At 64.1% G+C, this 23,779-nt stretch carries 17 protein-coding genes and 1 pseudogene; 5 read left to right on the top strand and 13 right to left on the bottom strand.

From position 1 onward, the window contains the following. Nucleotides 1–89 precede the first annotated feature (89 nt). The 4 genes from CTR2_RS02740 to CTR2_RS02725 form a co-directional block, all read right to left on the bottom strand. Nucleotides 90–1,328 carry an alpha-hydroxy acid oxidase gene (locus tag CTR2_RS02740; RefSeq protein WP_087085173.1) on the bottom strand — a complete coding sequence of 413 codons (1,239 nt, stop codon included), beginning with the start codon at nucleotides 1,326–1,328 and terminating at the stop codon, nucleotides 90–92. A gap of 148 nt (nucleotides 1,329–1,476) precedes the next feature. After that, the gene (locus CTR2_RS02735; protein ID WP_087085174.1) at nucleotides 1,477–2,457 is read right to left on the bottom strand and encodes a Bug family tripartite tricarboxylate transporter substrate binding protein; all 981 of its coding nucleotides are present in this window, start codon (nucleotides 2,455–2,457) and stop codon (nucleotides 1,477–1,479) included. Between the two features lie 28 nt (nucleotides 2,458–2,485). Continuing rightward, the gene (locus CTR2_RS02730; protein ID WP_087085175.1) at nucleotides 2,486–3,181 is read right to left on the bottom strand and encodes an RraA family protein; all 696 of its coding nucleotides are present in this window, start codon (nucleotides 3,179–3,181) and stop codon (nucleotides 2,486–2,488) included. Beyond that, nucleotides 3,178–4,185: a hydroxyacid dehydrogenase gene (locus tag CTR2_RS02725; RefSeq protein ID WP_087085176.1), complete on the bottom strand. Its 1,008-nt coding sequence runs from the start codon at nucleotides 4,183–4,185 to the stop codon at nucleotides 3,178–3,180. The genes CTR2_RS02730 and CTR2_RS02725 overlap by 4 nt, the downstream gene beginning before the upstream one ends. An 87-nt stretch (nucleotides 4,186–4,272) precedes the next feature. On the opposite strand from CTR2_RS02725, the gene CTR2_RS02720 reads away from it, so the two are divergent. Beyond that, nucleotides 4,273–5,202 carry a LysR substrate-binding domain-containing protein gene (locus CTR2_RS02720; RefSeq protein ID WP_087085177.1) on the top strand — a complete coding sequence of 310 codons (930 nt, stop codon included), beginning with the start codon at nucleotides 4,273–4,275 and terminating at the stop codon, nucleotides 5,200–5,202. A gap of 22 nt (nucleotides 5,203–5,224) precedes the next feature. After that, nucleotides 5,225–5,461: pseudogene (locus CTR2_RS02715) on the top strand (TRAP transporter large permease subunit); the annotation flags it as partial. A 190-nt stretch (nucleotides 5,462–5,651) separates the two neighbouring features. Here CTR2_RS02715 and CTR2_RS02710 read toward each other — a convergent pair. From CTR2_RS02710 to CTR2_RS02690, 5 genes are all read right to left on the bottom strand, one after another. Then, the gene (locus CTR2_RS02710) at nucleotides 5,652–6,413 is read right to left on the bottom strand and encodes a hypothetical protein (RefSeq protein ID WP_087085179.1); all 762 of its coding nucleotides are present in this window, start codon (nucleotides 6,411–6,413) and stop codon (nucleotides 5,652–5,654) included. Between the two features lie 15 nt (nucleotides 6,414–6,428). Continuing rightward, complete coding sequence (gene uvrA / locus CTR2_RS02705) at nucleotides 6,429–12,365, bottom strand: excinuclease ABC subunit UvrA (RefSeq protein ID WP_087085180.1); 5,937 nt, start codon at nucleotides 12,363–12,365, stop codon at nucleotides 6,429–6,431. A gap of 148 nt (nucleotides 12,366–12,513) precedes the next feature. Further along, nucleotides 12,514–12,651, bottom strand: coding sequence for a hypothetical protein (locus CTR2_RS02700; RefSeq protein ID WP_003059044.1), 138 nt, complete (start codon nucleotides 12,649–12,651; stop codon nucleotides 12,514–12,516). A 220-nt stretch (nucleotides 12,652–12,871) separates the two neighbouring features. Then, nucleotides 12,872–13,864 carry a porin gene (locus CTR2_RS02695; RefSeq protein WP_087085181.1) on the bottom strand — a complete coding sequence of 331 codons (993 nt, stop codon included), beginning with the start codon at nucleotides 13,862–13,864 and terminating at the stop codon, nucleotides 12,872–12,874. A 259-nt stretch (nucleotides 13,865–14,123) separates the two neighbouring features. Further along, entirely contained in the window at nucleotides 14,124–15,806 is a 1,683-nt protein-coding gene (locus CTR2_RS02690; protein ID WP_063662012.1) for an MFS transporter, read from the bottom strand. 292 nt (nucleotides 15,807–16,098) lie between these two features. Here CTR2_RS02690 and CTR2_RS02685 point away from each other — a divergent pair, with 292 nt between their 5' ends. After that, on the top strand, nucleotides 16,099–16,407 hold the full coding sequence (locus CTR2_RS02685) for a DUF485 domain-containing protein (protein WP_003061686.1): 309 nt from the start codon (nucleotides 16,099–16,101) through the stop codon (nucleotides 16,405–16,407). Then, nucleotides 16,404–18,137 (top strand): cation acetate symporter, encoded by a 1,734-nt coding sequence (locus CTR2_RS02680; RefSeq protein ID WP_087085182.1) that lies wholly within the window; start codon nucleotides 16,404–16,406, stop codon nucleotides 18,135–18,137. Before CTR2_RS02685 ends, CTR2_RS02680 begins: the two co-directional genes overlap by 4 nt. A gap of 92 nt (nucleotides 18,138–18,229) precedes the next feature. On the opposite strand, the gene CTR2_RS02675 is transcribed toward CTR2_RS02680, so the two are convergent. Next, nucleotides 18,230–19,150: a LysR family transcriptional regulator gene (locus tag CTR2_RS02675; protein ID WP_087085183.1), complete on the bottom strand. Its 921-nt coding sequence runs from the start codon at nucleotides 19,148–19,150 to the stop codon at nucleotides 18,230–18,232. 355 nt (nucleotides 19,151–19,505) lie between these two features. Between CTR2_RS02675 and CTR2_RS02670 the strand changes: the two genes are divergently transcribed. Further along, complete coding sequence (locus tag CTR2_RS02670; protein ID WP_087085184.1) at nucleotides 19,506–20,624, top strand: NADH:flavin oxidoreductase/NADH oxidase; 1,119 nt, start codon at nucleotides 19,506–19,508, stop codon at nucleotides 20,622–20,624. Nucleotides 20,625–20,932: 308 nt separating this feature from the next. On the opposite strand, the gene CTR2_RS02660 is transcribed toward CTR2_RS02670, so the two are convergent. The 3 genes from CTR2_RS02660 to CTR2_RS02650 all read right to left on the bottom strand — a co-directional run bounded on the left by CTR2_RS02660 (nucleotide 20,933) and on the right by CTR2_RS02650 (nucleotide 23,737). Next, nucleotides 20,933–21,856: an NAD(P)-dependent oxidoreductase gene (locus CTR2_RS02660; RefSeq protein WP_087085185.1), complete on the bottom strand. Its 924-nt coding sequence runs from the start codon at nucleotides 21,854–21,856 to the stop codon at nucleotides 20,933–20,935. Next, complete coding sequence (locus CTR2_RS02655; RefSeq protein ID WP_087085186.1) at nucleotides 21,853–22,539, bottom strand: RraA family protein; 687 nt, start codon at nucleotides 22,537–22,539, stop codon at nucleotides 21,853–21,855. The genes CTR2_RS02660 and CTR2_RS02655 overlap by 4 nt, the downstream gene beginning before the upstream one ends. A 205-nt stretch (nucleotides 22,540–22,744) precedes the next feature. Next, on the bottom strand, nucleotides 22,745–23,737 hold the full coding sequence (locus tag CTR2_RS02650; RefSeq protein ID WP_087085187.1) for a Bug family tripartite tricarboxylate transporter substrate binding protein: 993 nt from the start codon (nucleotides 23,735–23,737) through the stop codon (nucleotides 22,745–22,747). Nucleotides 23,738–23,779 lie beyond the last annotated feature (42 nt).

Below are 23,779 nucleotides of genomic sequence, written 5' to 3'. Positions count from 1 at the left end.
GCTTCATCCTGCTGGGACTCCTGCCCATTGTGCCGACGCCGCATACGCACATGCCTGCGGCAAGCAATTCGTGGCCTTACCCTGCGGGATCAGCTGCGGCGGTGCAGGTGCTCGCGCCGCATGCCGTGCGGGCTTTGCACACCGATCAAGGCCATATTGCGCCGGATCTCGGAGGCCAGAATGCCGGCCGCGTGCAGGATTCCCGCCTCCCCCGCCACGGCTCCTGCGTAATTGAAGGGCCGGCCCACAAAGACGAACTTGGCTCCCAGTGCCAGTGCCAGCAGCACATCGTTGCCACGCCGGAAGCCGCTGTCGATCATGACCGCATATTCGGGCCCCAGCGCATCGACCACCTGCGCCAGCGTCTCCATGGGCGATATCGAGCCGTCGAGCTGCCTGCCGCCGTGGTTGGACAGAATGATGCCGTTCGCCCCTGCGTCGCGCGCGGACAGCGCATCCTGGGGCCGCAGAATGCCCTTGACGACCAGATTGCCTTGCCAGCGCTGGCGGATCAGGGCCAGATGATCCCAGCTCAGATGGTCGCGTGCGCCAAAGTCGCGCGTGACGCTGGAGGAGAGAATGGGCGCGCCGCGCGTGGCCTGCGAATTCTCGAAATGCGGCATGCCATGACAAACCAGGGTGCGCAGGGCCGTGCCCAGCAGCCAGCGCGGATGGGTGATGCCGTCCCAGGCCAGACGCAAGCTGGGCCGCAGCGGTGTCGAGAAGCCCGCGCGAATATTGTTCTCGCGGTTGCCCGAGACCGGCGTGTCGACCGTCACCACCAGGGTCTTGAAACCTGCGGCCTCGACACGCTCCAGCAGCCTGAGGATGCGCTCCTTCTCTCCGGGCACATAGGCCTGGAACCAGGCTTGCGGGTTGGCCTTGGCCACCTCTTCCATCGCGATCAGCGAAGTGCCGCTGAGTATGGCCGGGATATGGGCCCGCGCAGCGGCCCGTGCCTGGATCAGATCGCCCCGATAGGCGGACAGTGCGCTGATGCCCATCGGCGCGATACCGAAGGGAGCTGCGTAGGTCTGCCCCATCAACGTCGTTGCCAGCGTGCGCCCTGAGGTGTCGGTCAGCACGCTGCTCATCCAGCGGTAGCTGTCGAAGACCTCGCGGTTGCCGCGCAGGGACTTGTCGGTCTCGCAGCCGCCGCTCACATAGGCAAAGATGGGCGCCGGCAGATGCCTGCGCGCCGCTGTCTCGAAATCATCCAGAGACAGAATGCCGCGCAGCCTGCGAGGCGTGCCCGGCTGCGCATCCGCGCGGGAAGGTGCAGACGATGCAGGAGCGTTGAATTTCTCGATATCGAATCGGGCTTGCATGGAAGTGGCCGCTGAAACGTTGGCACTGGTTTCAAGAAATCGCCCCAAGCGCGCTTTCTGCAATTGAAAAAGCTGCTCTTGAGACGCCTTTCAGAGCACATGAAATGCGGCGCCGGTGCGGTTGCTCGCCCGCCCCGGCCCGAGGCACTCAGTTGAGCTTGATCTGGGCTTCGCGGATCAGCTTGCCCCACTTGGCATGCTCGCTCTTGATCCAGGCACCGAACTTCTCCGCACCGGCCGGGGTCGGCATGCTGCCCTCCTGCGCCAGCTTGTCCTGCACCTCCTTGGTGGCCAGCAGCTTCATGGTGGCGTCGCCGATGCGCCTGACCACATCGGGCGGCATGTTCGCGGGGCCCACCAGGCCCAGCCAGGTCGAAGCCTCGAAATCGGCATAGCCCTGCTCGGCCACCGTGGGCACATCGGGCATGGAAGGCACGCGCTGCGCCGAGGTCACGGCCAGGGCGCGGACCTTGCCCGAGGTCAGCTGCGGCATCACGGATACGGTGTTACCGAAGTACAGCTCCACCTGTCCGCCCAGCAGGTCCGTCATCGCCTGGTTCGCGCCCTTGTAGGGCACCTGCAGGATCTGGATGCCTGCGCGGCGCGCCAGCATCTCGCCAGCCAGGTGGCCCACCGTGCCGTTGCCGGCCTGGGCAATGCCGTAGGTGCCGGGCCTGGCCTTGGCGGCCTTGATGAAGTCGCCCAGATTCTTGAACGGCGAACCGGCGCGCACGGTCAACACCACGGGCTGCAGGGCCACGCTGACAATGGGCGTGAAGTCCTTGAGCGGATCAAAGGGCATCTTGGCATACAGGCTGGGATTGATCGCCAGGTTCGCGGCCTGGCCCATGCCTATGGTGTAGCCGTCGGGCGCCGCCTTGGCCACGGCATCGAGGCCGATGTTGCCGCCCGCGCCCGGCTTGTTGTCCACCACCACCGTCCAGCCCATGCCCAGATTGAGCTTGTCCGCTACCAATCGCGACGTGGCGTCGGTGCCGCCGCCCGGCGGGAAGGGCACCACCATGCGCACCGGGCGCTGAGGCCATTCGCCCGCCGCGCTGGCCATGCCCTGCACACCCATGGTCAGTGCGGCCATGGCAGCCGCTGTCAGAAATATTCTTTTATGCATGTCTTGTCTCCTGAAAGAATGTCCGGCCTCAGACCGGCAGGCCCTTGGCGCGCAGCACCGCATCGAAGCGCTCGGGGTCGGCAGTGCCCTCGCGATTGCTTTCGCGGATGGCGGCTTCCTTGACCAGATGCGCCCGGCTGCGCTGCAGAATCTCGGCCGCATCTGCTGCAGGCACGGCAATCACGCCATCGGCATCGCCCACGATCAGATCGCCGGGCAGCACCGCCATGCCGGCGCAGGAAACCGGCACATTGATCTCGCCCGGGCCATCCTTGCTGGGACCTCGATGGGTGTGACCACGCGCGAAAATCGGCATGCCTTCCTCGGCCCATTCGCAGAGATCGCGGATGGCACCGTCGATCACCAGGCCGGCGAGCTTGCGCGCCACACAGGTGGTGCGCATCAGACCTCCGACCAGGGCCTGGGAGACATCGCCCCCGCCGTCGATGACCAGCACATCGCCGGGCTGCACCATCATCAGCGCCTTGTGAATCATGAGGTTGTCGCCGGGGCGCACCCGCACGGTGACGGCCGGCCCGCAGAGCACGGCATCCAGCCTGGCGTGATATTGGCGCAGGCCCAGAGTGCCGACATTGCGGCTCATGGAGTCGCCGATGGCCGCCACGGGAATGGACTTGAATGCTTCAACGACCTCGGCCTCGGGGCCTGGGACGCACGGATTGATGCGATAGCCCGCGGGCCACTTTTTTTCACTAATGCTCATGCAGGTTCTCCGGAAAGAGAGGAATGGGATTCAAGGACCTCGGGGTTCACGCAGCGGCTGGCGGCCACGGGCCGGCCTTGCAGCCAGCCCAGCACATTCGCGGCCGCACCTTCGGCCATGGCGGCCAGCGCTGCGGGCGTGGAACCGCCCACATGCGGCGTCAGAACCACGTTCGGCAGGGCCGCCAGCGCGGAGTCCGCGGGCAGGGGCTCCACGGCCATGGTGTCCAGACCGGCCGCATGCAGGTGACCGCTGCGCAGGGCTTCGACGAGTGCGGGCTCGTCCACCACTTCGCCGCGTGCGGTATTGATCAGGATGGCGCCCTGCGGCAGGCAAGCCAGTCGCGCCGCGCCCAGCATGCCGCGGGTGCGCCGGTTGAGCGGCACATGCAGGCTGAGCACATCGACCAGCGGCAGCAGCTCGTCCAGCGAAGCCAGCAGCTTCACACCCGCCACGGGGCTGGACTGCAGCGCGGGATCGAAGGCAGCCACCTGCATGCCCAGGGCCTGGCAAACCTGGGCCACACGCTGGCCGACCTGGCCGAAGCCGACCAGACCCAGCGTCTTGCCGGACAGCTCGATGCCGTCCTGGGCGCGCGACCAGCGGCCACCGCGCAATTCCGCATCCATCCAGGCAATGCGGCGGGCCGCAGCAAACAGCAGGCCCAGGGTCATCTCCGCCACGGACTGCGCGTTCGCCCCGGGCGTCACATAGACCGGAATGCCGCGCGCGCCGGCTGCGGCCACATCGATATTGCTCACGCCCACGCCATGCTTGGAGATGACCTTGAGCGTGGGGCACGAGGCGATGGCGCGCGCCGAGAGCTCCAGGGTGCGCGAGATCACGGCATCGACGGGCTCGGTGGCCATGATGCGCTCCACCGCCCCGGCATCATCGCCGGGCGCCAGATAGATCACCCGCGCGCCGGCCCTGGCAAGAAGATCCGCCCCGCTGGAAGCCAGCTTGGGAGCGGTGACGAAAACGGTAAAGGCTTGTGTTGACATAAGGACTCCGATGAGCCCGGATTCTTGTCAGCATCACTCATTCCGTCTATTCGATAATATTCATTCAATCATCACTTTTATTCATCGATGGATCTGCATCTGCGCGATCTGCGCTTCTTCGAGATCGTGGCCGAGCTGGGCCACCTTGGACGGGCAGCCGAACAGCTGGGCCGCACCCAGCCGGCGCTGACCAAATGCATGCAGCGGCTGGAACAGGCCGTGGGCGGAGCATTGTTCGAGCGCGCCGGGCGCGGCATACAGCTCACGCCCGCAGGGCAGGTGCTGCTGGCCCGCGCACGCATGCTGCGCAACGCCAGCCAGGAGGCGCTGCGCGAGGTACGCGATTTCAACGAGGGGATTTCGGGCCATGTGCGCATAGGCAGCGGCCCCGTAGCCGCCGACCATCTGCTGCCCGAGCTGTGCAGCAAGGCGCTTGCCGGCGGGCGCAAGATCACCATCAGCATCGTGATCGGCCCGAGCTGGGAGCTGCGCGACCGCCTGCGCGAAGGCCAGCTCGATCTGCTGATCGGTCTGACGGCCGAAGGCGATGCGGAACTGGTCTCCTACCCCATCGTCGAGGATGTGGTCGTGGTGGCCGCCAGCCGCACGCATCCCATCTTCGAAAAATCCCGCATCACGCCGGCCGCGCTGCTGCAGCACTCCTGGGCCCTGCCCAGCGCCAACATTCCCAGTCGCCAGTGGCTGGATCAGGCTTTTACGTCGCGCGGCATGTCTCCGCCCACGGTGCAGGTCGAAGCGGGCTCCATCCCGCTGTTGCCGCGCATGGTGGCGAAGACGGATCTGCTGACCTTCGTCTCGCGTCACACGCTGCGGCTGGAGCGCAGCCGCACGCTCAAGGAGGTGCGCCTTGCCGCCACCACGCTGCGCCGTCACCTTGGTGTGACCTGCCGCAGGGACGGCTACCTGTCGCCCGCTGCCCAGCAGATTCTCAAGCTGCTGCGCGACGACGGACCCACACTGTTCGGCAGCGACGAGGCTTCCTTTGACGATATGTGAGCATGACTGAAACCGTCCAGGCCTAGGCATCAATCCCACGCTCTTCGCCATGGCGGTGATCGTCAACCTCACGCAGGGCATGATCACGCCGCCGGCCGGCGGCCTGCTGTTCATGACCGCCGTGCCCACGCGCGTGTCCATCACCGGTCTGACGCGCGAGATGCCGCTGTTCCTGCTGGCCCACTTCGTCGTGCTGTGCCTGCTGACCTTCATTCCGGCACTATCCACCTGGCTGCCGCATACGTTGGGCTTCCAGTAAAGCGGGCATGCAGGATCACCATGCCTGCGTGCATCACGCGGGCCTTTTTTCGATCAAGAATCGGTGCCGCTGACCCATGAACACCATGAGCCTGCCTTTGCAGAAATGGCGCGTGTGATGCGTGATGATGGTGAGGGGTGTTGTGGAAGGACGCGCTGCATGCGCCATATCGGCCGCCCTTGCGTGCGCGCTACAAGCGACGTTCGCTCACTTCCACGCGCGCACCCAGCCCCCCGAAATGCTGCACCAGACGGTCCTTTTGCAAGGCGCTGACGCTATCGTCGAGCAGCGTCAGCGGCAGCCGGGTCTTGAGTTTCAGCAGCTCCTGCGCAGACATCGTCGTGAAGATTTTCCTGAGCGCCAGCATGACCCTGGCCGGATCGGGCCCCAGCTCCAGCAGGCGCACGGTGTAGAAGATGGTGGAAGAGCGCGTTTCACGCGGCACAAGTGGCGCTTTGGCTGCCTTGGGCTGCACATGCGCCATCAACTCCTCGAGCGAGGCGAACAATGGCCTGGCCGCGCAGTGCGGCTCGTCATGCCACTTCCACAGCACAGGCACTTCGGGCCGGCTCATGTCACCGATCAGCGGGTCGCCATCCAGGCCATGGGTCAGCACCAGCCAGTGAGGGCTCCAGCCATCCGCCACAGCACCATCGATCCAGCGCAGATCACCGGGCGTGCTGGCCTTGAGGTCCAGGCCGAAGCGGTACTCACCAGTCTGAGACCACAGCCCTGCCGCATCGGTGGCACGCTGCATCGCGAGCCGGTTGCCCGCGCCTTCACGCCATGCAGGAAGCTGTAACCACGGCAGCTCATCCTTCCAGCCAAGCGCCCAGGTCATCCAGGTCTGCACCGCCGGCGGCAGCGGTGGATGCGCGATCTGCGCCATCCACGCGACACGCGAGGCCGCCAGCTCAGCCGGTGCAGGAAAGTTGCCACGCGAGAAGGACATGGTACGCGCCGCCTCTTACCGCGCCAGCACCGGCGCCAGTGCCTTGCCGGTGTGGGTGCCGATCTTCACCAGCTCCTCGGGAGTCCCCGTGGCCACGATGCGACCACCGTCCTTGCCGCCTTCGGGGCCCAGATCGATGATCCAGTCCGCCTCGGCAATCACGTCGAGGTCATGCTCGATGACCACCACGCTGTGGCCGCCGTCGACGAGTCGGTGCAGCACATGGATGAGCTTGTCCACATCGGCCATGTGCAGGCCCACGGTGGGCTCGTCCAGCACGTACAGCGTGTGCGGAGCCTTCTGTCCGCGTCGGCCGATATCGTCGCGCACCTTGGTCAGCTCGGTCACCAGCTTGATGCGCTGGGCCTCGCCGCCCGACAGCGTGGGCGATGGCTGGCCCAGGGTGAGATAGCCCAGACCCACGTCTTTCAGCAACTGCAGCGGATGGGCAATCGAGGGCATGGAGGCGAAGAACTCCACGGCCTCGTCGACCTCCATCTGCAGCACATCGCCAATGCTCTTGCCGCGCCAGCTCACGGCCAGCGTCTCGGGGTTGAAGCGTGCACCGTGGCAGACTTCGCAAGGCACTTTCACATCGGGCAGAAAGCTCATCTCGATGGTGCGCACGCCCTGTCCCTCGCAGGCCGGGCAACGCCCTTCGCCCGTGTTGAAGGAGAAGCGGCCAGCCGCATAGCCGCGGGCCTTGGCCTCCAGGGTCTCGGCAAACAGCTTGCGAATCGTGTCCCAGAAGCCGATATAGGTCGCCGGGCAGGAGCGCGGCGTCTTGCCGATCGGGGTCTGGTCGACTTCTAGCACGCGATCGACGGTCTCGAAGCCCTTGAGCCCCTTGCAGCCCACGAGCGCCGGCGACTTGCCGGCATCCATGGCATCGCGGCCGGCCTTGGTCGAGCGCTGCTGCACCCAGGCCGCCACATTGCTCAACAGCACATCGCGCGCCAGCGTGGACTTGCCCGAGCCCGAAACTCCGGTCACGGCCACCAGACGCTTGAGCGGAACGCGCGCATCCACGCTCTGCAGATTGTGCAGATTCGCGCCCAGTACCGTCAGCCAGTGCAATGCGTCGCTGTCTTGCTGCACTACATTTTCAGTAGCAGCTACCGCTTTCTTTTTCTTGGTTTTGGATGGTTTCTTATCTGAAACCTCCATATCACCAGCGTCAGAAGCTTCTGCATTGATAGCAGTCGACTGCACCGGAGGCTGGCCCTCCCCCACCCACAGACGCGGCTTGAAGGGATGCCGCATGGCGTGCAGCAGATAGCGCCCGGTGACCGAGTCCTTGGCCGCCATGATGTCGGCAACCGTTCCTTCGGCCACCAGACGGCCGCCGCGAATGCCGGCGCTGGGGCCGATATCGATCACGTGATCGGCGCGGCGAATCGTGTCTTCGTCGTGCTCCACCACCACCAGCGTGTTGCCCTTGTCGCCGAGCTTGTGCAAGGCATTGAGCAGAATCTGATTGTCGCGCGCATGCAGGCCGATGGTGGGCTCGTCCAGCACATAGCAGACGCCTTGCAGATTGCTGCCCAGCTGTGCGGCCAGTCGGATGCGCTGGGCCTCGCCCCCGCTCAGCGTGGGTGCACCGCGGTCCAGCGTCAGATAGTTGAGACCGACTTCTTCAAGGAATTCGAGACGACTCTGGATCTCGGGAATCAGATCGCGCGCAATATCGGCTTCGCGGCCCGTAAGCTCCAGACCCTGTATCCAGTGGCGCACATCGCTGACTGACAACTGGGCAATATCGGTAATCGCCTCGCCGTGAAACTTCACGGCTCGCGCCACGGGGTTCAGACGTGTGCCGCGGCACTTGGGGCATTCCACCTCGGCCAGGTCTTCGACCTCCTGGCCCTCGAACTTCACCTCACGGCCCCGGTTGTCGTCGGCCAGCAAGGTGTCGTCATAGACCTTGCGCTGGTCCTTGGTCAGCTTCACGCCCGTGCCCACGCAATCGGGACACCAGCCATGCTTGCTGTTGTAGGAGAACAGACGCGGGTCCAGCTCGGCATAGCTGGTGGCGCAGATCGGGCAGGCACGCTGGGTGGAGAACACCTGCAGCGCGCCGATGCCGACCGTGCTTTGGCCGCCCTGCATGGCGTCGGCCAGATTCTCGATGCCGGACAGCACATGCAGCACGCCCTTGCCGATTTCCAGCGCCTGGCGCAGATGACCGCGCAACTCCTTCTCGTTGGCCGCGGTCACCGTCACGCTGGCCACGGGCAGCTCGATGGTGTGTTCCTTGAAGCGGTCTATGCGCGGAAAGCCCGTGGTCGGCAGAAACTCGCCGTCCACGCGCAGATGCGTGTAGCCCTTGGGTCTGGCCCAGTCGGCCAGCTCGGTATAGACGCCCTTGCGGTTGACGACCAGCGGGCTCAGCAGGCCTATGGTCTGACCGCGGAAATTCGTCATCAGCTGCGCGGCAATGCTTTCCTCGGTCTGCGGCTGCACGATGGCATCGTCGTGTATGCAGTGCTGCACGCCCAGCTTCACATAGAGCAGGCGCAGAAAGTGCCAGACCTCGGTGGTCGTGCCCACCGTGGACTTGCGACCGCCGCGCGACAGACGCTGCTCGATGGCCACCGTGGGCGGTATGCCATAGACCGCATCGACCTCGGGACGGCCCGCAGGCTGCACGATGGAGCGCGCATAGGCATTGAGCGATTCGAGATAGCGGCGCTGGCCTTCGTTGAACAGAATGTCGAAAGCCAGCGTGGATTTTCCGGAACCCGAAACACCGGTCACCACATTGAACTTGCCGCGCGGCACGTCCACGCTCAGGGACTTGAGGTTGTGCTCCTTGGCATTGACGATCTCGATCGCGTTCTTGGCCTGGGGCGCCTTTTCGGCCTGGGCCTTGCGCTGGGGCTTGTAGAGCATGGGCGCGACTTCGCGCACCGCCTCGCCGCCCACGCCCATGGCCAGGTCGTATTCGCGCAAGGCCTGGGCCGTGTGCGACTCCTTCACATGACGCACATCTTCAGGCGTGCCCTGGGCCACGATCAGGCCGCCGCCGTCACCGCCTTCGGGTCCCAGATCGATGAGCCAGTCGCTGGCGCGAATCACGTCCAGATTGTGCTCGATGACGATCAGCGAGTGGCCGGCTTCCAGCAGCTTGCGCAATGCGCGCATGAGCTTGGCAATGTCTTCGAAATGCAGGCCGGTCGTCGGCTCGTCGAACAGGAACAGCGTGCCTTTCTTGGCCAGCGCCTGCCTGGATTTGGACTGCGCCTTGGCCGCCTCAGCCAGAAAGCCGGCGAGCTTGAGGCGCTGGGCCTCGCCGCCCGACAGCGTGGGCACGGGCTGGCCCAGCTTCACGTATTCCAGGCCCACATCGACGATGGGCTGCAGCGCGCGGATCACATCGCGGTCCTGCGCAAACAGCAGCGCGGCTTCGGCCACCGTGAGTTCCAGCACATCGGCCACATTCAGCGACTGGCCGTTGCGCTCGATTTTCACTTCCAGAATCTCGGGGCGATAACGGGTGCCGTTGCAGTCCGGGCAGCGCAGATAGACGTCCGAGAGGAACTGCATCTCCACATGCTCGAAGCCCGAGCCGCCGCAGGTCGGGCAGCGGCCGTCGCCGCTGTTGAAGCTGAACTTGGCGGCCGTGTAGCCGCGCTGGCGCGACAGCGGCGCCACGGCGAACAGCTCGCGGAGCGCATCCCAGGCGCCCACATAGCTGACCGGATTGGAGCGCGCCGTCTTGCCGATCGGCGACTGGTCCACGAACATCACATCGGCCAGATGGTCTGCACCCAGCAGGCGCTCGAACGCGCCCGCCGCATCGGTGGGCTTGCCGAAGTGGCGCATCAGCGCAGGCACCAGCACATCCTGGATCAGCGTGGATTTGCCCGAACCCGAAACGCCGGTGATGGTGACCAGGCGCTGCAGCGGAAAGTCCACGTTGATGTCCCGCAGATTGTGCTCGCGCGCGCCTTCGAGAATCAGGCGCGGCGTGCTCTCGGTCACCATGCGCTTGAGACCGAAACCCACCTGCTTGCGCCCGCCCAGATAGGCGCCGGTCAGGGTATCGGCCTGGCGCAGATCCTCGGGCGTGCCGTCGAACACGATCTGGCCGCCGCGCGCACCCGGGCCCGGCCCCATGTCTATCATGCGGTCGGCGGCAAACATCACGGCGGGATCATGCTCCACCACAACCAGCGTATTGCCCGCATCGCGCAGGCGCTGCATGGCTTCGGTGATGCGCTCCATATCGCGCGGGTGCAGGCCTATCGATGGCTCGTCGAGCACAAACAAGGTGTTGACCAGCGAAGTGCCTAAAGCAGTGGTCAGATTGATACGCTGCACCTCGCCACCGCTCAGCGTGCGGCTCTGGCGGTCCAGCGTGAGATAGCCAATGCCTACATCGCACAGATACTGCAGCCGCGTCATGACTTCTGCGTGCAGCATCTTCAATGCCTGGGCTTCGCCATCATTTTTGACGGCATCATTGTCTGGCGCCAGCTGCGCAAAGAAGTCACGCAGGCGCGTGATCGGCAGACGCATCAGATCATGCAGACACAGGCCAGGCAGGCTTTCCAGCTGCTCGCGGCTCCAGCCCACCGCCTGAGGCATGAAGCGCTGGTATCTGCCGCTCTCGTCGCCGGGCGGCAGCACGGCATCCGCGGCCTGCTTGCCGCCTATACGCCAGAGCAGGCTTTCGGTCTTGAGGCGAGCGCCGCCGCATGTCGGGCATTCGGTATAGCTGCGGTACTTGGACAGCAGCACCCGGATATGCATCTTGTAGGCCTTGCTTTCGAGATACTCGAAGAAGCGGCGAATGCCATACCAGGTCTGGCTCCACTTGCCGTTCCAGTTGGGCGAGCCTTCGATCACCCAGTCCTTCTGCGCCTGGGTCAGTTTGGACCAGGCCGTATCGCGCGGAATACCCTCGGCCTCGGAGTGGCGCATCAGGTCGTCCTGAATTTCCTTCCAGGCCGGCGTCTGGATCGGCTTGATGACACCGGTGCGCAAGGTGAGCTTTTCATTGGGAATCACCAGTCCCCAGTCCACTCCTATGACGCGCCCGAAACCACGGCAGGCATCGCAGGCGCCCACCGCGGAGTTGAAGGAGAACAACGAGGGAATCGGCTCCTGATAGGTCAGATTGCTCTCGGGGCAATGCAGACCCAGCGAGAATTTCCACAGCTCGGGCTCGACCGCCTCGACACCGCTTTCAGGCAACACATACACCGTGAGCCTGCCGCTGCCGCGCTTGAGGCCCACCTCGATCGCCTCCATGGCGCGGGACCGCTCGGCCTTGCCGAGGCGAAAGCGGTCGGCAATCACATCCAACACCTTGATCTTCTCGGGGGCTGGCTTGGCCTTTTTCTTGCCCTTGGCGACCTCATCGGCTGCGGCGTGAGCGCGCTCCACTTCGCGCTCGGCCTGCACCTTGGTGAAACCGCTGGCAGACAGCCATTGCTCCACCTCTTCGGACGAGGTATTGGCCGGCAGCTCCACCGGGAAGGTGATGGCAATGCGCGGATCGCCCGCGGCCTCGCAGCGCTGGGCCAATTCGGCATAAATGCTGTCCGCCGTATCGTGGCGCACCGGCAGGGCCGTCCTGCTGTCGAACAACTGGGCCGCGCGCGCAAACAGCAGCTTGAGGTGATCGTTGATCTCCGTCATCGTGCCCACGGTGGAGCGAGAGTTGCGCACCGGGTTGGTCTGGTCGATGGCAATCGCTGGCGGCACACCCTCGACCTTGTCCACGGCCGGCTTGTCCATGCGATCGAGGAACTGGCGCGCATAGGCGGAGAAGGTCTCGACATAGCGGCGCTGACCTTCGGCGTACAGCGTGTCGAACACCAGACTGGACTTGCCCGAGCCGCTGGGGCCGGTGACTACGGTCAGCTCACCGGTACGGATATCGATGTCCAGATTGCGAAGATTGTGCTGGCGAGCACCACGGATACGGATCAGGCCCTGCGTCATGTTCTGCGGTCTTTTCTATGAAGGCCAAACATTCTAGGCAGTCCTGACATGAGCCTTGGGTGCGCATGTGCATTACCGTTTCAGCGTACAGCCAGGGCCGCCACAAAAAAGCCCCGGCTGGCGGGGCTTTGATCGAGAACTGCTGCCTTCATTTGGATTCTGCCGGTGCATGAATCGCGTCCGCACCATGCTTTTCTCCACTCATATCCACCTTGTCACCGGCTTTCATGATGACAAACAGTGCCACGGCAGCAAACACCACAAAACCAATCGCCAGCTTCCACATATCAGTCTCCAGAGTGTTATGAATAAGCAGCTGGTGCAGCCGCTCGTGCCACGCCAGTCAGCACGACCATTGAGCCTGAGCGAGTTTGCGCGTGGCTTACTGCCAGGCACGCTGCTCATAAGAAAAAACCCCATGCCTTGCGACATGGGGTATGAACTTGGAGTAATGGTCTGCATTATCAGCTGCAGTTGCTGGAGACACCGCTTGCGCGGTGCACAAATTAGAAGTTGTGGCGGATACCCACAGCGATGGAGCTGAAGTCCTTGCCAGCTGGTGCGTTATATGCAGCACCGCTGTCGTTGTTCACACGGGTGTAGTAACCGTAAACCTTGGAGCGCTTGCTCAGGTTGTAGTTGTAGCCCAGAGTCCACTGGGTAGCTGCGGAGTCGGCAACCTTGCTCCACTTGTTGGCGTGGCCAACGTTCACGTGGAACTCGGAAGCACCCATGGTGTACATACCGGACAGGCGGAAGTTGTTGCGTGTGCCGATCAGGTCTTGGTCGTTGCGCTGGTAGTAAGCGCCAACCGTGAATTGACCAAATGTGTACAGACCACGCAGTGCGGCTTGCCAGTTCTCACCGACCTTGCTGAAACCGGCACCCAGGTGCAGAGGACCGGTGGCGTAGTTGGCGGCCAGATCGTAGCCGTTCTTGCGAGGACCGACCGTGGGGTCCTTCTCGTGCATGGACACGGAGGCATCCACCGTCAGACCGCCCATGCTGGGGGTGCGATAGCCGATCTTGTTCTTGGTGCTCAGACCGCCGAACCAGACGGGGTCGTAGTACAGCGCATCGGAAGAAGAACCGGTGTCGTGGTTGTGCATGCTGATGTAGTCAGCAGTTGCGTAGTAGGACTCGGGAACGAAGTTACCCAGACGGATCATGCCGAAACCGCCGGACAGGTTCACTTCGCTCTGACGCGCAAAGGACATGCCGGTGGTGGGGTGGGTCCAGGCGGAACCGGTACCGGTGTCGGAGTTGAAGCCGGACTCCAGGGTGAAGCCTGCCTTCAGGCCGCCACCCAGATCCTCGGTACCGCGAATGCCCCAGCGGGAAGCATTGTTGTACAGGCCGGACACCGACTCATCACCCACCTTCTGGCGTTCGACTGTGGTGTTGATACGGCCATACAGCGTCACGCTGCTCTGTGCCATTGCGGTGGTTGCGCCCATCACAGCCAGTGCGGCCAGTGCGATGCGAGTCATCTTGGTCATTCAATGCTCCTATGTTCTGGGATAGTGTTTTTTGCACCGCATTGGCTTGTAGGTTGTTGGCCCTCTCGCGGCTAGGTGTGATTCTAGGTTGACCCCTCTCAAAAGCATGATTTCCATCGCAAAAAAGTAACGCAATGATGCTTTGTTGCCACACTGCTGTAACCCATTAGTGCCGAAGCAAACAAAAAAGACCTGCAAAGCACAAGCCTTGCAGATCTTTGATGCGATGCTGCATAAATTGCAGCATCAGCGCCCGGCATCAGTCTTCGGCGTAGATGTCGCGATCCTTGGTTTCGGGCACGAACAGCGTACCGATCACCGCCGTCACACCAGCGATGATGATGGGGTACCAGAGACCGTTGTACATATTGCCGGTCTGCGCCACGATGGCGAAGGACATGGTGGGCAGCAGACCGCCAAACCAGCCGTTGCCGATGTGATAGGGCAAGCTCATCGAGGTGTAGCGGATACGTGTCGGGAACAGCTCCACCAGCATGGCCGCGATGGGGCCGTAGACCATGGTCACCAGCAGCACCAGATAGGTCAGGATCACGACCATCATGACCTTGTTCATCTTGGCGGGGTCGGCCTTGGTGGGATAGCCATCCTTGGCCAGCTCGGCGGCCACAGTCTTCTTGAACGCACCGTCCTTGGCCTTGGCGTCTTCAGGGCTCAGGCCCTTGAGCGAGAACGAAGGAATCTCGGTCGCGCCGATACGGATCATGGCCTGCGTGCCTGCAGCAGCATCTTCGGTTTCATAGCTCACGGAGCCCGCAGCCAGCACCTGCTTGGCCACGTCGCAGGAGCTGGTGAACTTGGTCGTGCCTGTGGGGTTGAACTGGAAGGAGCACTCCGCAGGATCGGCCACGATGACCACCTTGTTCTTGGCTTGAGCTGCAGCCAGGTCGGGGTTGGCGGCTTCGGTCAGCGCCTTGAAGGCGGGGAAGTAGGTCAATACGGCCAGAATGCAGCCCAGCATGATGATGGGCTTGCGGCCGATCTTGTCGGACAGCGTGCCGAAGATCACAAAGAAAGGCGTGCCGATCAGCAGTGCGGCGGCAATCATCAGATTGGCCGTCACGGCATCGACCTTGAGCTGCTGCGTCAGAAAGAACAGCGCATAGAACTGGCCGGTATACCAGACCACGGCCTGGCCGGCTGTCAGGCCGACCAGCGCCAGAATCACGATCTTGAGGTTCTTCCACTGACCGAACGACTCGGTCAGAGGCGCCTTGGACACCTTGCCCTCGGCCTTCATCTTCTGGAAGGCGGGGGATTCGGACAGCGTCATGCGAATCCAGACCGAGATGGCCAGCAGCAAAATGGAGACTAGGAATGGAATGCGCCAGCCCCAGTCGGCGAACTTCTCTTCGCCCATCGAGGTACGCACGCCCAGAATCACCAGCAGCGACAGGAACAGGCCCAGCGTGGCCGTGGTCTGAATCCACGAGGTGTAAGCGCCGCGCTTTCCATGCGGCGCATGCTCTGCTACATAGGTGGCAGCGCCGCCGTACTCACCGCCCAGGGCCAGACCTTGCAGCATGCGCAGCGCGATCAGGATGACGGGGGCGGCCACGCCAATGCTGGCGTAGTTGGGCAAGATACCGACGATGAAGGTGGACAGGCCCATGATCAGAATCGTCACCAGAAAGGTGTACTTGCGCCCGATCATGTCGCCCAGACGGCCGAACACCAGCGCACCGAAGGGGCGCACGATGAAGCCTGCCGCAAAGGCCAGCAACGCGAAGATGAAGGCTGAGCCCGCATCCAGACCGCTGAAGAACTGCTTGGCGATGATGGCTGCCAGAGATCCGTACAGATAGAAGTCGTACCACTCGAAAACGGTTCCGAGTGAAGACGCAAAGATGACTTTGCGCTCTTCCGGGCTCATCGGCCTTGGGGCCGATTTACCTCCCATATGTGCTGTCGCATTGATGGCCATGTTTGTCTCCTAGGTTTTGGAATTTCAGGCGCTGCCAACTCACCTGTTTGTCCAATATCAAAGCGACAACTGACCGCTAACTTACAAAAAAAAGCTTCTCAAAAATTCAAGACTGGGCATTACCCGACCCTCTCCGCACTTACCCGGATTCGTTTTTTTTTGATGTGAAAAACCAGGGGCAAACACCGATATCGTAAGTAAGGAGACGGTCAGACGGGCTTCTCAGAATGCATCGCAAGCAAGCCACCGAGCACCTGATGGCAGGCTGGAAAACTTCAAAGGAGACAACACTGTGCGAGACCCGGTGATAGAGACAATCCAAAGCAACCCCGCCTACCAGCAGCTGCGCCGCAAGCGCAATCGCCTCGGCCTGGCGCTGACCGTTCTGATGTTGATCGTGTACTACGGCTATGTCGCGCTGATCGCATTCGACAAGGAATTCCTGGCCCGGCCCATCGGCGCTGGAGTGACCACGCTGGGCATTCCCATCGGCATGGGCGTCATCATTTTTTCCGTGATCATTACCGGCCTCTATGTGCGCCGCGCCAACAACGAGTTTGATCAGCTCACCCGCGACATTCTCAAAGGCATCAAGCAATGAAGCAGCGCATCTCTTCCCAATGGCTGGCGGGCGCTGCGGCGCTGGTCGCGACAGCTCCCGTGCTGGCCGCCGGCGGTGACGTCGGCAACGCCGCCAAGCAGGCCACCAACTGGACGGCCATCATCATGTTCACCGCCTTTGTGGTGGCAACCCTGTGGATCACCAAATGGGCGGCGGGCCGTACCAAGTCGGCTTCCGATTTCTATACCGCAGGTGGCGGCATCACCGGCTTTCAAAATGGTCTGGCGATTGCGGGCGACTATATGTCCGCCGCCTCCTTCCTGGGCATCTCGGCCTCCGTCATGGCCAGCGGCTATGACGGCCTGATCTACTCCATCGGTTTTCTGGTGGGCTGGCCGATTCTGACTTTTCTGCTGGCGGAACGCCTGCGCAATCTGGGCCGCTTCACTTTTGCCGACGTGGCCGGCTACCGCTTCGAGCAAAAGCCCTTCCGGATTTTTGCCTCCTGCGGCACGCTGGTCGTGGTGGCCTTCTACCTGATTGCCCAGATGGTGGGCGCCGGCCAGCTCATCAAGCTGCTGTTCGGTCTGGACTACTGGATCGCGGTGGTGCTGGTGGGCGCGCTGATGATGATCTATGTGCTGTTCGGCGGCATGACGGCCACCACCTGGGTGCAGATCATCAAGGCCTGCCTGCTGCTGGCCGGCGTGACCTTCATGGGCTTCATGGTGTTGTCCAAATACGGCTTCAGCCCCGAGGCACTGTTTGCCGAAGGCGTGAAGGTACGCACCCAGATCGCCGCGAACGGCGGCGCAGAGCCTTCCGTGGCGGAAAAGCTCGGCCTGGCCATCATGGGACCGGGCGGCTTCATCAAGGATCCGATCTCCGCCATCAGCTTCGGCATGGCGCTGATGTTCGGCACCCTGGGCCTGCCCCACATCCTGATGCGCTTCTTCACCGTGCCTGATGCCAAGGAAGCACGCAAGAGCGTGTTCTGGGCCACGACCTGGATCGGCTACTTCTATGTGCTGATCTTCATCATCGGCTTCGGCGCCATCACCCTGGTGCTCACCAACCCCGAAATGGCGGACACGGCCAAGGGCGTGATCCACGGCGGCGCGGGCACGGCCAATATGGCCGCCGTGCTGGTAGCCAAGAGCGTGGGCGGCGATGTGTTCTACGGCTTTATCTCGGCCGTGGCCTTTGCCACCATTCTGGCTGTGGTCGCCGGTCTGACGCTGTCTGGCGCCTCGGCCGTCTCGCACGACCTCTACGCCACCGTCATCAAGAAGGGCAAGGCCGACAGCGCCTCCGAACTGCGGGTTTCGCGCATCACCACGCTGTGCCTGGGCTTTGTGGCCGTGCTGCTGGGCATTGTGTTCGAGAAGCAGAACATTGCCTTCATGGTCTCGCTGGCCTTTGCCGTGGCGGCTTCGGCCAACTTCCCGCCGCTGCTGCTGTCCGTGCTGTGGAAAGACTGCACCACCAAGGGCGCCGTCATCGGCGGCTTCATGGGCCTGGTCTCCTCCGTGGGCCTGACCATTGTGTCGCCCTCGGTATGGGAAGGCACCTTGGGCAACCCGGCCGGCTCGGCATGGTTCCCCTACGCCTCGCCTGCACTGTTCTCCATGGCGATCGGCTTCTTCGGCGTGTGGCTGTTCTCCGTGCTCGACAAGAGCGCCCAGGCTGCCAAGGAGCGCTCCGTGTTCCCTGCGCAGCAAGTGCGTTCGGAAACCGGTCTGGGTGCCGCAGGCGCATCCGGCCACTGATGATGTGAAAGGCCCGGCACCATGCCGGGCCCCGGCAGGAATCTGCCCTCACTCGGCCCGCAGAGACCGCCACGGTTTTCTGCGGGCCTTGCTCATTCCACGTCCAGCCCGCCGGCCTGCGCCAGCTCGAACAACAGCTCCCGCGCCCACTGGTGTCCGGGAGAACGATGGGTGCGCGCATGCCAGGCAGCCGTCTTGGTGAAACCCGGAATCTCCAGCGGAGGCTCCAGCACCACCAGTCCCGAGTCGGGCTTGACCAGACGCCGCGGCACGACGGCAATCAGATCGCTGCTGCGCAGGATTTCGGGCAGCACCAGAAAGCTGGTCACGGACAGCGCCACGCGCCGGCGCCGCCCCAATCGCTCCAGCGCCTCGTCCGTCACACCATGGAAACTGCCTCCGTCATAGGACACCAGCGCATGGTCCAGCGCGCAGAAGCGCTCCAGCGACAGGCCACGCCGGCGCACATCGGGATGGTCGCTGCGCATCACGCAGACATAGCGTTCGTCGAACAGTCGGCGCGCATGCAGATCGGGGGCCGTGCGCTCCGGCGTGACCAGCGCCAGGTCGATATCGCCGCGCTCCAGTCGCTCGTGCAGCGGCAGATGCTGGGCCGGCACCACGGCCACACACAGACCGGGCGCGCGCTGGCGCAACACGGCCAGAAACGGCAGCACCACCGCCTGCAGTGCGTAATCCGTGGCGGCAATGCGCAGCGTCATATGCGCCGTGGCCGGATCAAAGGCCTGGGGGCGCAGCAGCGCCTCGGCATTGCACAGCAACTCCTTGAGCGGCCCCGCCAGGGCCAGCGCGCGCAGCGTGGGAGCGATGCCGCGCTGCGTGCGCACGAACAAGGGGTCATCGAAGCTCTCGCGCAGCCGCGTCAACATGCCGCTGACCGCTGGCTGGGTCAGCGCCAGACGCTCGGCAGCGCGCGTCACGCTGCGCTCGTCCAGCAACGCATCCAGGGCCTTGAGCAGATTCAGGTCCAGGCTCTTGATATCAGTCGGCATGATTTCATAAATCAGAAATATCGATTGGATTTATTTCACCACAGACCCCATCATTTCCCCATTCCCTTCGAAAGAAGCCCTGCATGCACTGCATTCACTGGCCCGCCGACTACATGCCGGGCACTACCGAAAACTTCGGCTCCAGCGAGCTCATTGCCCAGGGCCTGTATTCGCCGCTTTCCTAGCCTCGCTGCCCTTGATTTTTTGATAGCTGCCAGCACCTTCATCTATTGATTTTCAGATGACTTTCATACTGAAAACAAGCAACGAAAAGCGCTAGGCGCTATCAAGCTTTTTGCATCCTGCTTTGCCGCGGGACTGCTGGCTCATTCCATTCGCACCACCGATACTCCGCATGTCTGCACTCTTTACCCCTTTCACCCTCAAAAGCCTGACCCTGCGCAACCGCATCGCCATTCCGCCGATGTGCCAGTACAGCGCCGTGGACGGCCTCACCAATGACTGGCACCAGGTTCACTACGCCTCCATGGCGCGCGGCGGCGCGGGGCTGGTGATCGTCGAAGCCACCGGCGTGTCGCCCGAGGGCCGCATCTCGCCCGATTGCACCGGCCTGTGGAACGACGCCCAGATAGAAGGCATGTCGCGCATTGCCGCCGGCATCAAGGCCGCAGGCGCCGTGCCCGGCATCCAGATCGGCCATGCCGGACGCAAGGCCAGCGCCAACAATCCCTGGGAAGGCGACGACCATATTGCCGAAGGCGATGCCCGCGGCTGGCAGCCGATTGCGCCATCGGCCATCGCCTTTGGCGGCGGTCTGCCGCGCGTCCCCCGTGCCATGACGCTTGCGGACATCGCCCGCGTGCAGGATGACTTTGTCGCAGCAGCCCGCCGCGCGCTTGCGGCCGGCTTCGAATGGCTGGAGCTGCACTTTGCCCACGGCTATCTGGCGCAGAGCTTTTTCTCGGCCCACAGCAACCAGCGCGACGACGCCTATGGCGGCAGCTTCAGCAACCGCGCCCGCTTTCTGCTGGAGACCGTGGCCAAGGTGCGCGAGGTCTGGCCCGAGCATCTGCCGCTGACAGCGCGTTTCGGCGTCATCGAGTACGACGGCCGTGACGAAGAAACCCTGGAGGAATCCATCGCCGTCACGCGCCAGATGCGCGAGCGCGGCCTGGACCTGCTCAATGTCAGCGTCAACTTCGTGATTCCCGATGTGAAGATTCCCTGGGGCACACCCGCCTTCCTGGCGCCGATCGCCCAGCGCGTGAGCCGCAGCGCCGGCCTGCCCGTGGCATCGAGCTGGGGCATGGATGATCCGCAGATTGCCGAGCGCATCGTGGCCGACGGCCAGGTCGATCTGGTGATGATCGGCCGCGCCCATCTGGCCAACCCGCATTACGCCTATCAGCTGGCGCAAAGCCTGGGCGTGGCCCGTCCCGACTGGACCCTGCCTGCTCCCTATGCCCATTGGCTGGAACGCTATCGCGGCGCCGCCAAGCAGGCAGCAGCCTGAGTCGGCCGTCGCCCCTCAACGCACCAAAGATCTCGATCGCAAAGAGGCCCGGCCCCACGACGAGCACCGCAGGACTGGACGCCGCCACGCGCAAGGGCAGGAAAGAGCACACCGCATCGAACCTCACCCGCTTGCCGTAAAGCCCCGGGATCATGAATGGCGTCGGCCCCGGGCCGGTTGTCGATGATGAAGGACCGGCCCAGCGGCCGGCTGGCATGGCCGGCAAGGGCGCGAGCCACCAAGGCGCTGGGCCCGCCCACGGCAAAGCCCACCGCCAGTCTCACCGGCCTTGCGGGACAGGCCCCGGCTCAGGAGACGCTGGCGCGCTCCAGCACCGCAAGCACGTTGCGCGCCGCTCCCACGCCCATGTTCACATAGGCATCCGAGGTCACGCCGCCGATGTGCGGGCTGAGGATGAAGCCTGGCTGGTGCAGGAACGGGTGGCCGGCCGCCATGGGCTCAACGGCAAAGCTGTCCAGGCCCGCAGCGCTGACCTGGCCTTCCTGCACGGCGGCCAGCAGCGCGGCCTCGTCGACGAGACCGCCCCGCGCGGTGTTGACCACAATCACGCCGCGCCTGCAGCACGCCAGGGTTGCGGCGTTGAGCAGGTTGCGGTTGTCGTCGGTCAGCGGGCAGTGCAGCGAGATCGCATCGCTTTCGCGCCACAGCGTATCCAGGTCCACGGCCTGCACGTAGCCGGGCAGCTGGCCCGCAAAGGGATCGAAGCCGATCACGCGCATGCCCAGTGCATCGGCCATCTTCGCAAAGCGCAGGCCTATGGCGCCCAGGCCGACCAGGCCCACGGTGCGCCCGGCCAGTTCCAGGCTTTTGTGCGTGGGCTTGTCCCAATGGCCGGAGTGCATGCGCGAGTCCAGCTGCACCACCGACTTGGCGCAGGCCAGCAGCAGGGCCAGGGCCTGTTCGGCCACGGCCGCCGCGTTGGCGCCGACCGCCGCCACGACCTCGATGCCGCGCTGCGCGGCCGCGGCTTTGTCTATGGTGTCCGTGCCGCTGCCGTGCTTGGAAATCACCTTGAGCGAAGGTCCGGCTTCCATGACCGCCGCCCCCACCTTGCCGTAGCGCACGATGATGGCGACGGGATCATGCCGGCGGCACAGGTCCACCAGGTCTTGCTCGGTGGGCGTCTTGCCCGCGTAGACTATGTCGTGGCCTTGCAGCAGATCCAGGGCCTGCTGCGCCAGGTCAGCGCCCGTGACGATGATGGTGCTCACAGCGTCTCTCCTTCCTTGAGCACGCCGGCCGCGCGCAGCGCGGCGGGCAGCCACTTCGAGGCCGTGTCGCCGCGGGCGATGGCCTCGATGCGCGCGGCCTCGTCGGCCACTTTCCTGTCGGCCAGCGCCAGCATGGCGGGCGCCTTGGCGCGCTCGATCACGACCACGCCGTCGGCGTCGCCCACCACCAGGTCGCCCGGGTTCACCGTCGCACCGCCACAGGAGATAGGGTGATTGATGCGACCGGGCACGAACTTGGTCGGACCTGCAGGATTGAAGCCGGCGCTGAACACCGCAAAGCCCAGCTCCAGCAGCTCGAGCTTGTCGCGGATCGCGCCATCCACGATCACGCCGCCAAGGCCTGTCTTCTTGCAGGCGCTGAGCATCAGCGTACCCATCAGGGCCGCAGTCTGGTCTCCCTTGCCGTCGATGACCAGGATATCGCCGGGCTTGGCCAGGGCGATGGCGGCGTGGATCATCAGGTTGTCTCCGGGGCGCACCTCGACGGTGAAGGCCGGACCGGCGAGCTTCATGTCCTGGTGCACGGGCGCCACGCGTGCGTTCATGGTGCCGCGGCGGCCTGCCACGTCGGCCAGGATGGCGGCCTGGAAGCTCGAGGCCTTCTGGACGACCTCGGCGCTGACGCGCTCGATGTCACGGATGATTTCTGGAAGTTGGCTCATGATGATTAGTCCGCGATTCGGTCCGGTTGCAGAGGTGAAAGTGAAGAAGGTGCAGTAGTGGCAGGGCGCACGGCGTCCTGCCCGCAAGGGCACATGCCAGACATATGCGCCAGGCATATGCGCCAGGCATATGCGCCAGACATGGCGCGGCAGGTGTGCTGGGTGGGTGGTTTGTTGGCGCGATGACGCGGTGGCGTGACCGGCCTCAGTCCAGGCTGGCGCCCGAGTCCTTGACGATGCGGCCCCAGCGCGGCACCTCGGTGCGCAGCAACTGGGCAAAGGTCTGGGGCGTGCCGCCCAGCACGTCGCCGCCCTCGGAGCGCAGTTTCTCGGCCACATCGGGCTGCTTCAGGGCCAGGTTGATGGCCTTGTTGAGCTGCTGCACGATGGCCTCGGGCGTTCCCGCGGGCGCCAGCACGCCGTACCAGGAGCTGGCCTCGAAGTCCTTGTAGCCGAGCTCGGCCAGCGTGGGCGTGTCGGGCAGTTGGCTGGAGCGCGCCAGCGAGGTCACGACAATGGGCCGCAACTTGCCGTTGCGCACCTGGCCCAGCAGCGTGGGAATGGCGGACATGTACAGATCGATCTGTCCGCCCACCAGGTCCGTCATGGCCTGGCCTGCGCCCTTGTAGGGCACATGGCGCAGGCTCATGCCCGAGATCTTCTGGGCCTGCTCGCCCGCCAGATGGGCCACGGTGCCGTTACCCGAATAGCCCAGGGTGATGCCGTCGGGCCTGGCCTTGGCCGCCGTCACCAGCTCGGCAAAGGTCTTGTAGGGCGTGTTGGCGGGAGCTGCCATGACGATGGGTGCCGAGGACACCAGGGCCACGGGCGCCAGGCTCTTGATCGGGTCGTAGGGCAGCTTGGCGTAGAGCCAGGGGTTGATGGCGAGATTGCTGGTCTGGCCCATGACCAGGGTGTAGCCGTCGGGCGCGGCCTTGGCCGCAGCGTCCACGCCCAGGTTGCCGCCCGCGCCGGGGCGGTTGTCCACCACCACGCTCCACTTGTTCTGCTCGGCCATCTTCTGCGCCACGGTGCGCGCAATCATGTCCGTGCCGCCGCCGGGCGGGAACGGCACGATCAGGCGGATCGGCTTGGTCGGATAGGCGGGCTGCGCCAGCGCTCCGGCGAAGGGAGTGACTACGGCCACGAAGCCGAGCACGGCGGCATGCAGGGCGCGCGAAAGCGGGCGAAAGTTCATCTATTGTCTCCTGTTGGTCGCTTTGAAGCGTGTTCTGATGTG

The sequence above is a fragment of the Comamonas thiooxydans genome (assembly GCF_002157685.2).
Lineage (GTDB): Bacteria > Pseudomonadota > Gammaproteobacteria > Burkholderiales > Burkholderiaceae_C > Comamonas > Comamonas testosteroni_H.
Note: the sequence above shows the minus strand (reverse complement) of the source record. Positions and strands in the feature narration are given on the sequence as shown.

What these genes read in the sequence shown, in the direction of transcription:
- CTR2_RS02675 (WP_087085183.1), bottom strand. Translation starts at nt 19,150, where the DNA reads ATGCCGACTGATATCAAGAGCCTGGACCTGAATCTGCTCAAGGCCCTG.
- CTR2_RS02655 (WP_087085186.1), bottom strand. Translation starts at nt 22,539, where the DNA reads ATGAGCCAACTTCCAGAAATCATCCGTGACATCGAGCGCGTCAGCGCC.
- CTR2_RS02670 (WP_087085184.1), top strand. Translation starts at nt 19,506, where the DNA reads ATGTCTGCACTCTTTACCCCTTTCACCCTCAAAAGCCTGACCCTGCGC.
- CTR2_RS02700 (WP_003059044.1), bottom strand. Translation starts at nt 12,651, where the DNA reads ATGTGGAAGCTGGCGATTGGTTTTGTGGTGTTTGCTGCCGTGGCACTG.
- CTR2_RS02725 (WP_087085176.1), bottom strand. Translation starts at nt 4,185, where the DNA reads ATGTCAACACAAGCCTTTACCGTTTTCGTCACCGCTCCCAAGCTGGCT.
- CTR2_RS02740 (WP_087085173.1), bottom strand. Translation starts at nt 1,328, where the DNA reads ATGCAAGCCCGATTCGATATCGAGAAATTCAACGCTCCTGCATCGTCT.
- CTR2_RS02720 (WP_087085177.1), top strand. Translation starts at nt 4,273, where the DNA reads ATGGATCTGCATCTGCGCGATCTGCGCTTCTTCGAGATCGTGGCCGAG.
- CTR2_RS02735 (WP_087085174.1), bottom strand. Translation starts at nt 2,457, where the DNA reads ATGCATAAAAGAATATTTCTGACAGCGGCTGCCATGGCCGCACTGACC.
- CTR2_RS02680 (WP_087085182.1), top strand. Translation starts at nt 16,404, where the DNA reads ATGAAGCAGCGCATCTCTTCCCAATGGCTGGCGGGCGCTGCGGCGCTG.
- CTR2_RS02710 (WP_087085179.1), bottom strand. Translation starts at nt 6,413, where the DNA reads ATGTCCTTCTCGCGTGGCAACTTTCCTGCACCGGCTGAGCTGGCGGCC.
- CTR2_RS02730 (WP_087085175.1), bottom strand. Translation starts at nt 3,181, where the DNA reads ATGAGCATTAGTGAAAAAAAGTGGCCCGCGGGCTATCGCATCAATCCG.
- CTR2_RS02650 (WP_087085187.1), bottom strand. Translation starts at nt 23,737, where the DNA reads ATGAACTTTCGCCCGCTTTCGCGCGCCCTGCATGCCGCCGTGCTCGGC.
- uvrA (WP_087085180.1), bottom strand. Translation starts at nt 12,365, where the DNA reads ATGACGCAGGGCCTGATCCGTATCCGTGGTGCTCGCCAGCACAATCTT.
- CTR2_RS02690 (WP_063662012.1), bottom strand. Translation starts at nt 15,806, where the DNA reads ATGGCCATCAATGCGACAGCACATATGGGAGGTAAATCGGCCCCAAGG.
- CTR2_RS02695 (WP_087085181.1), bottom strand. Translation starts at nt 13,864, where the DNA reads ATGACCAAGATGACTCGCATCGCACTGGCCGCACTGGCTGTGATGGGC.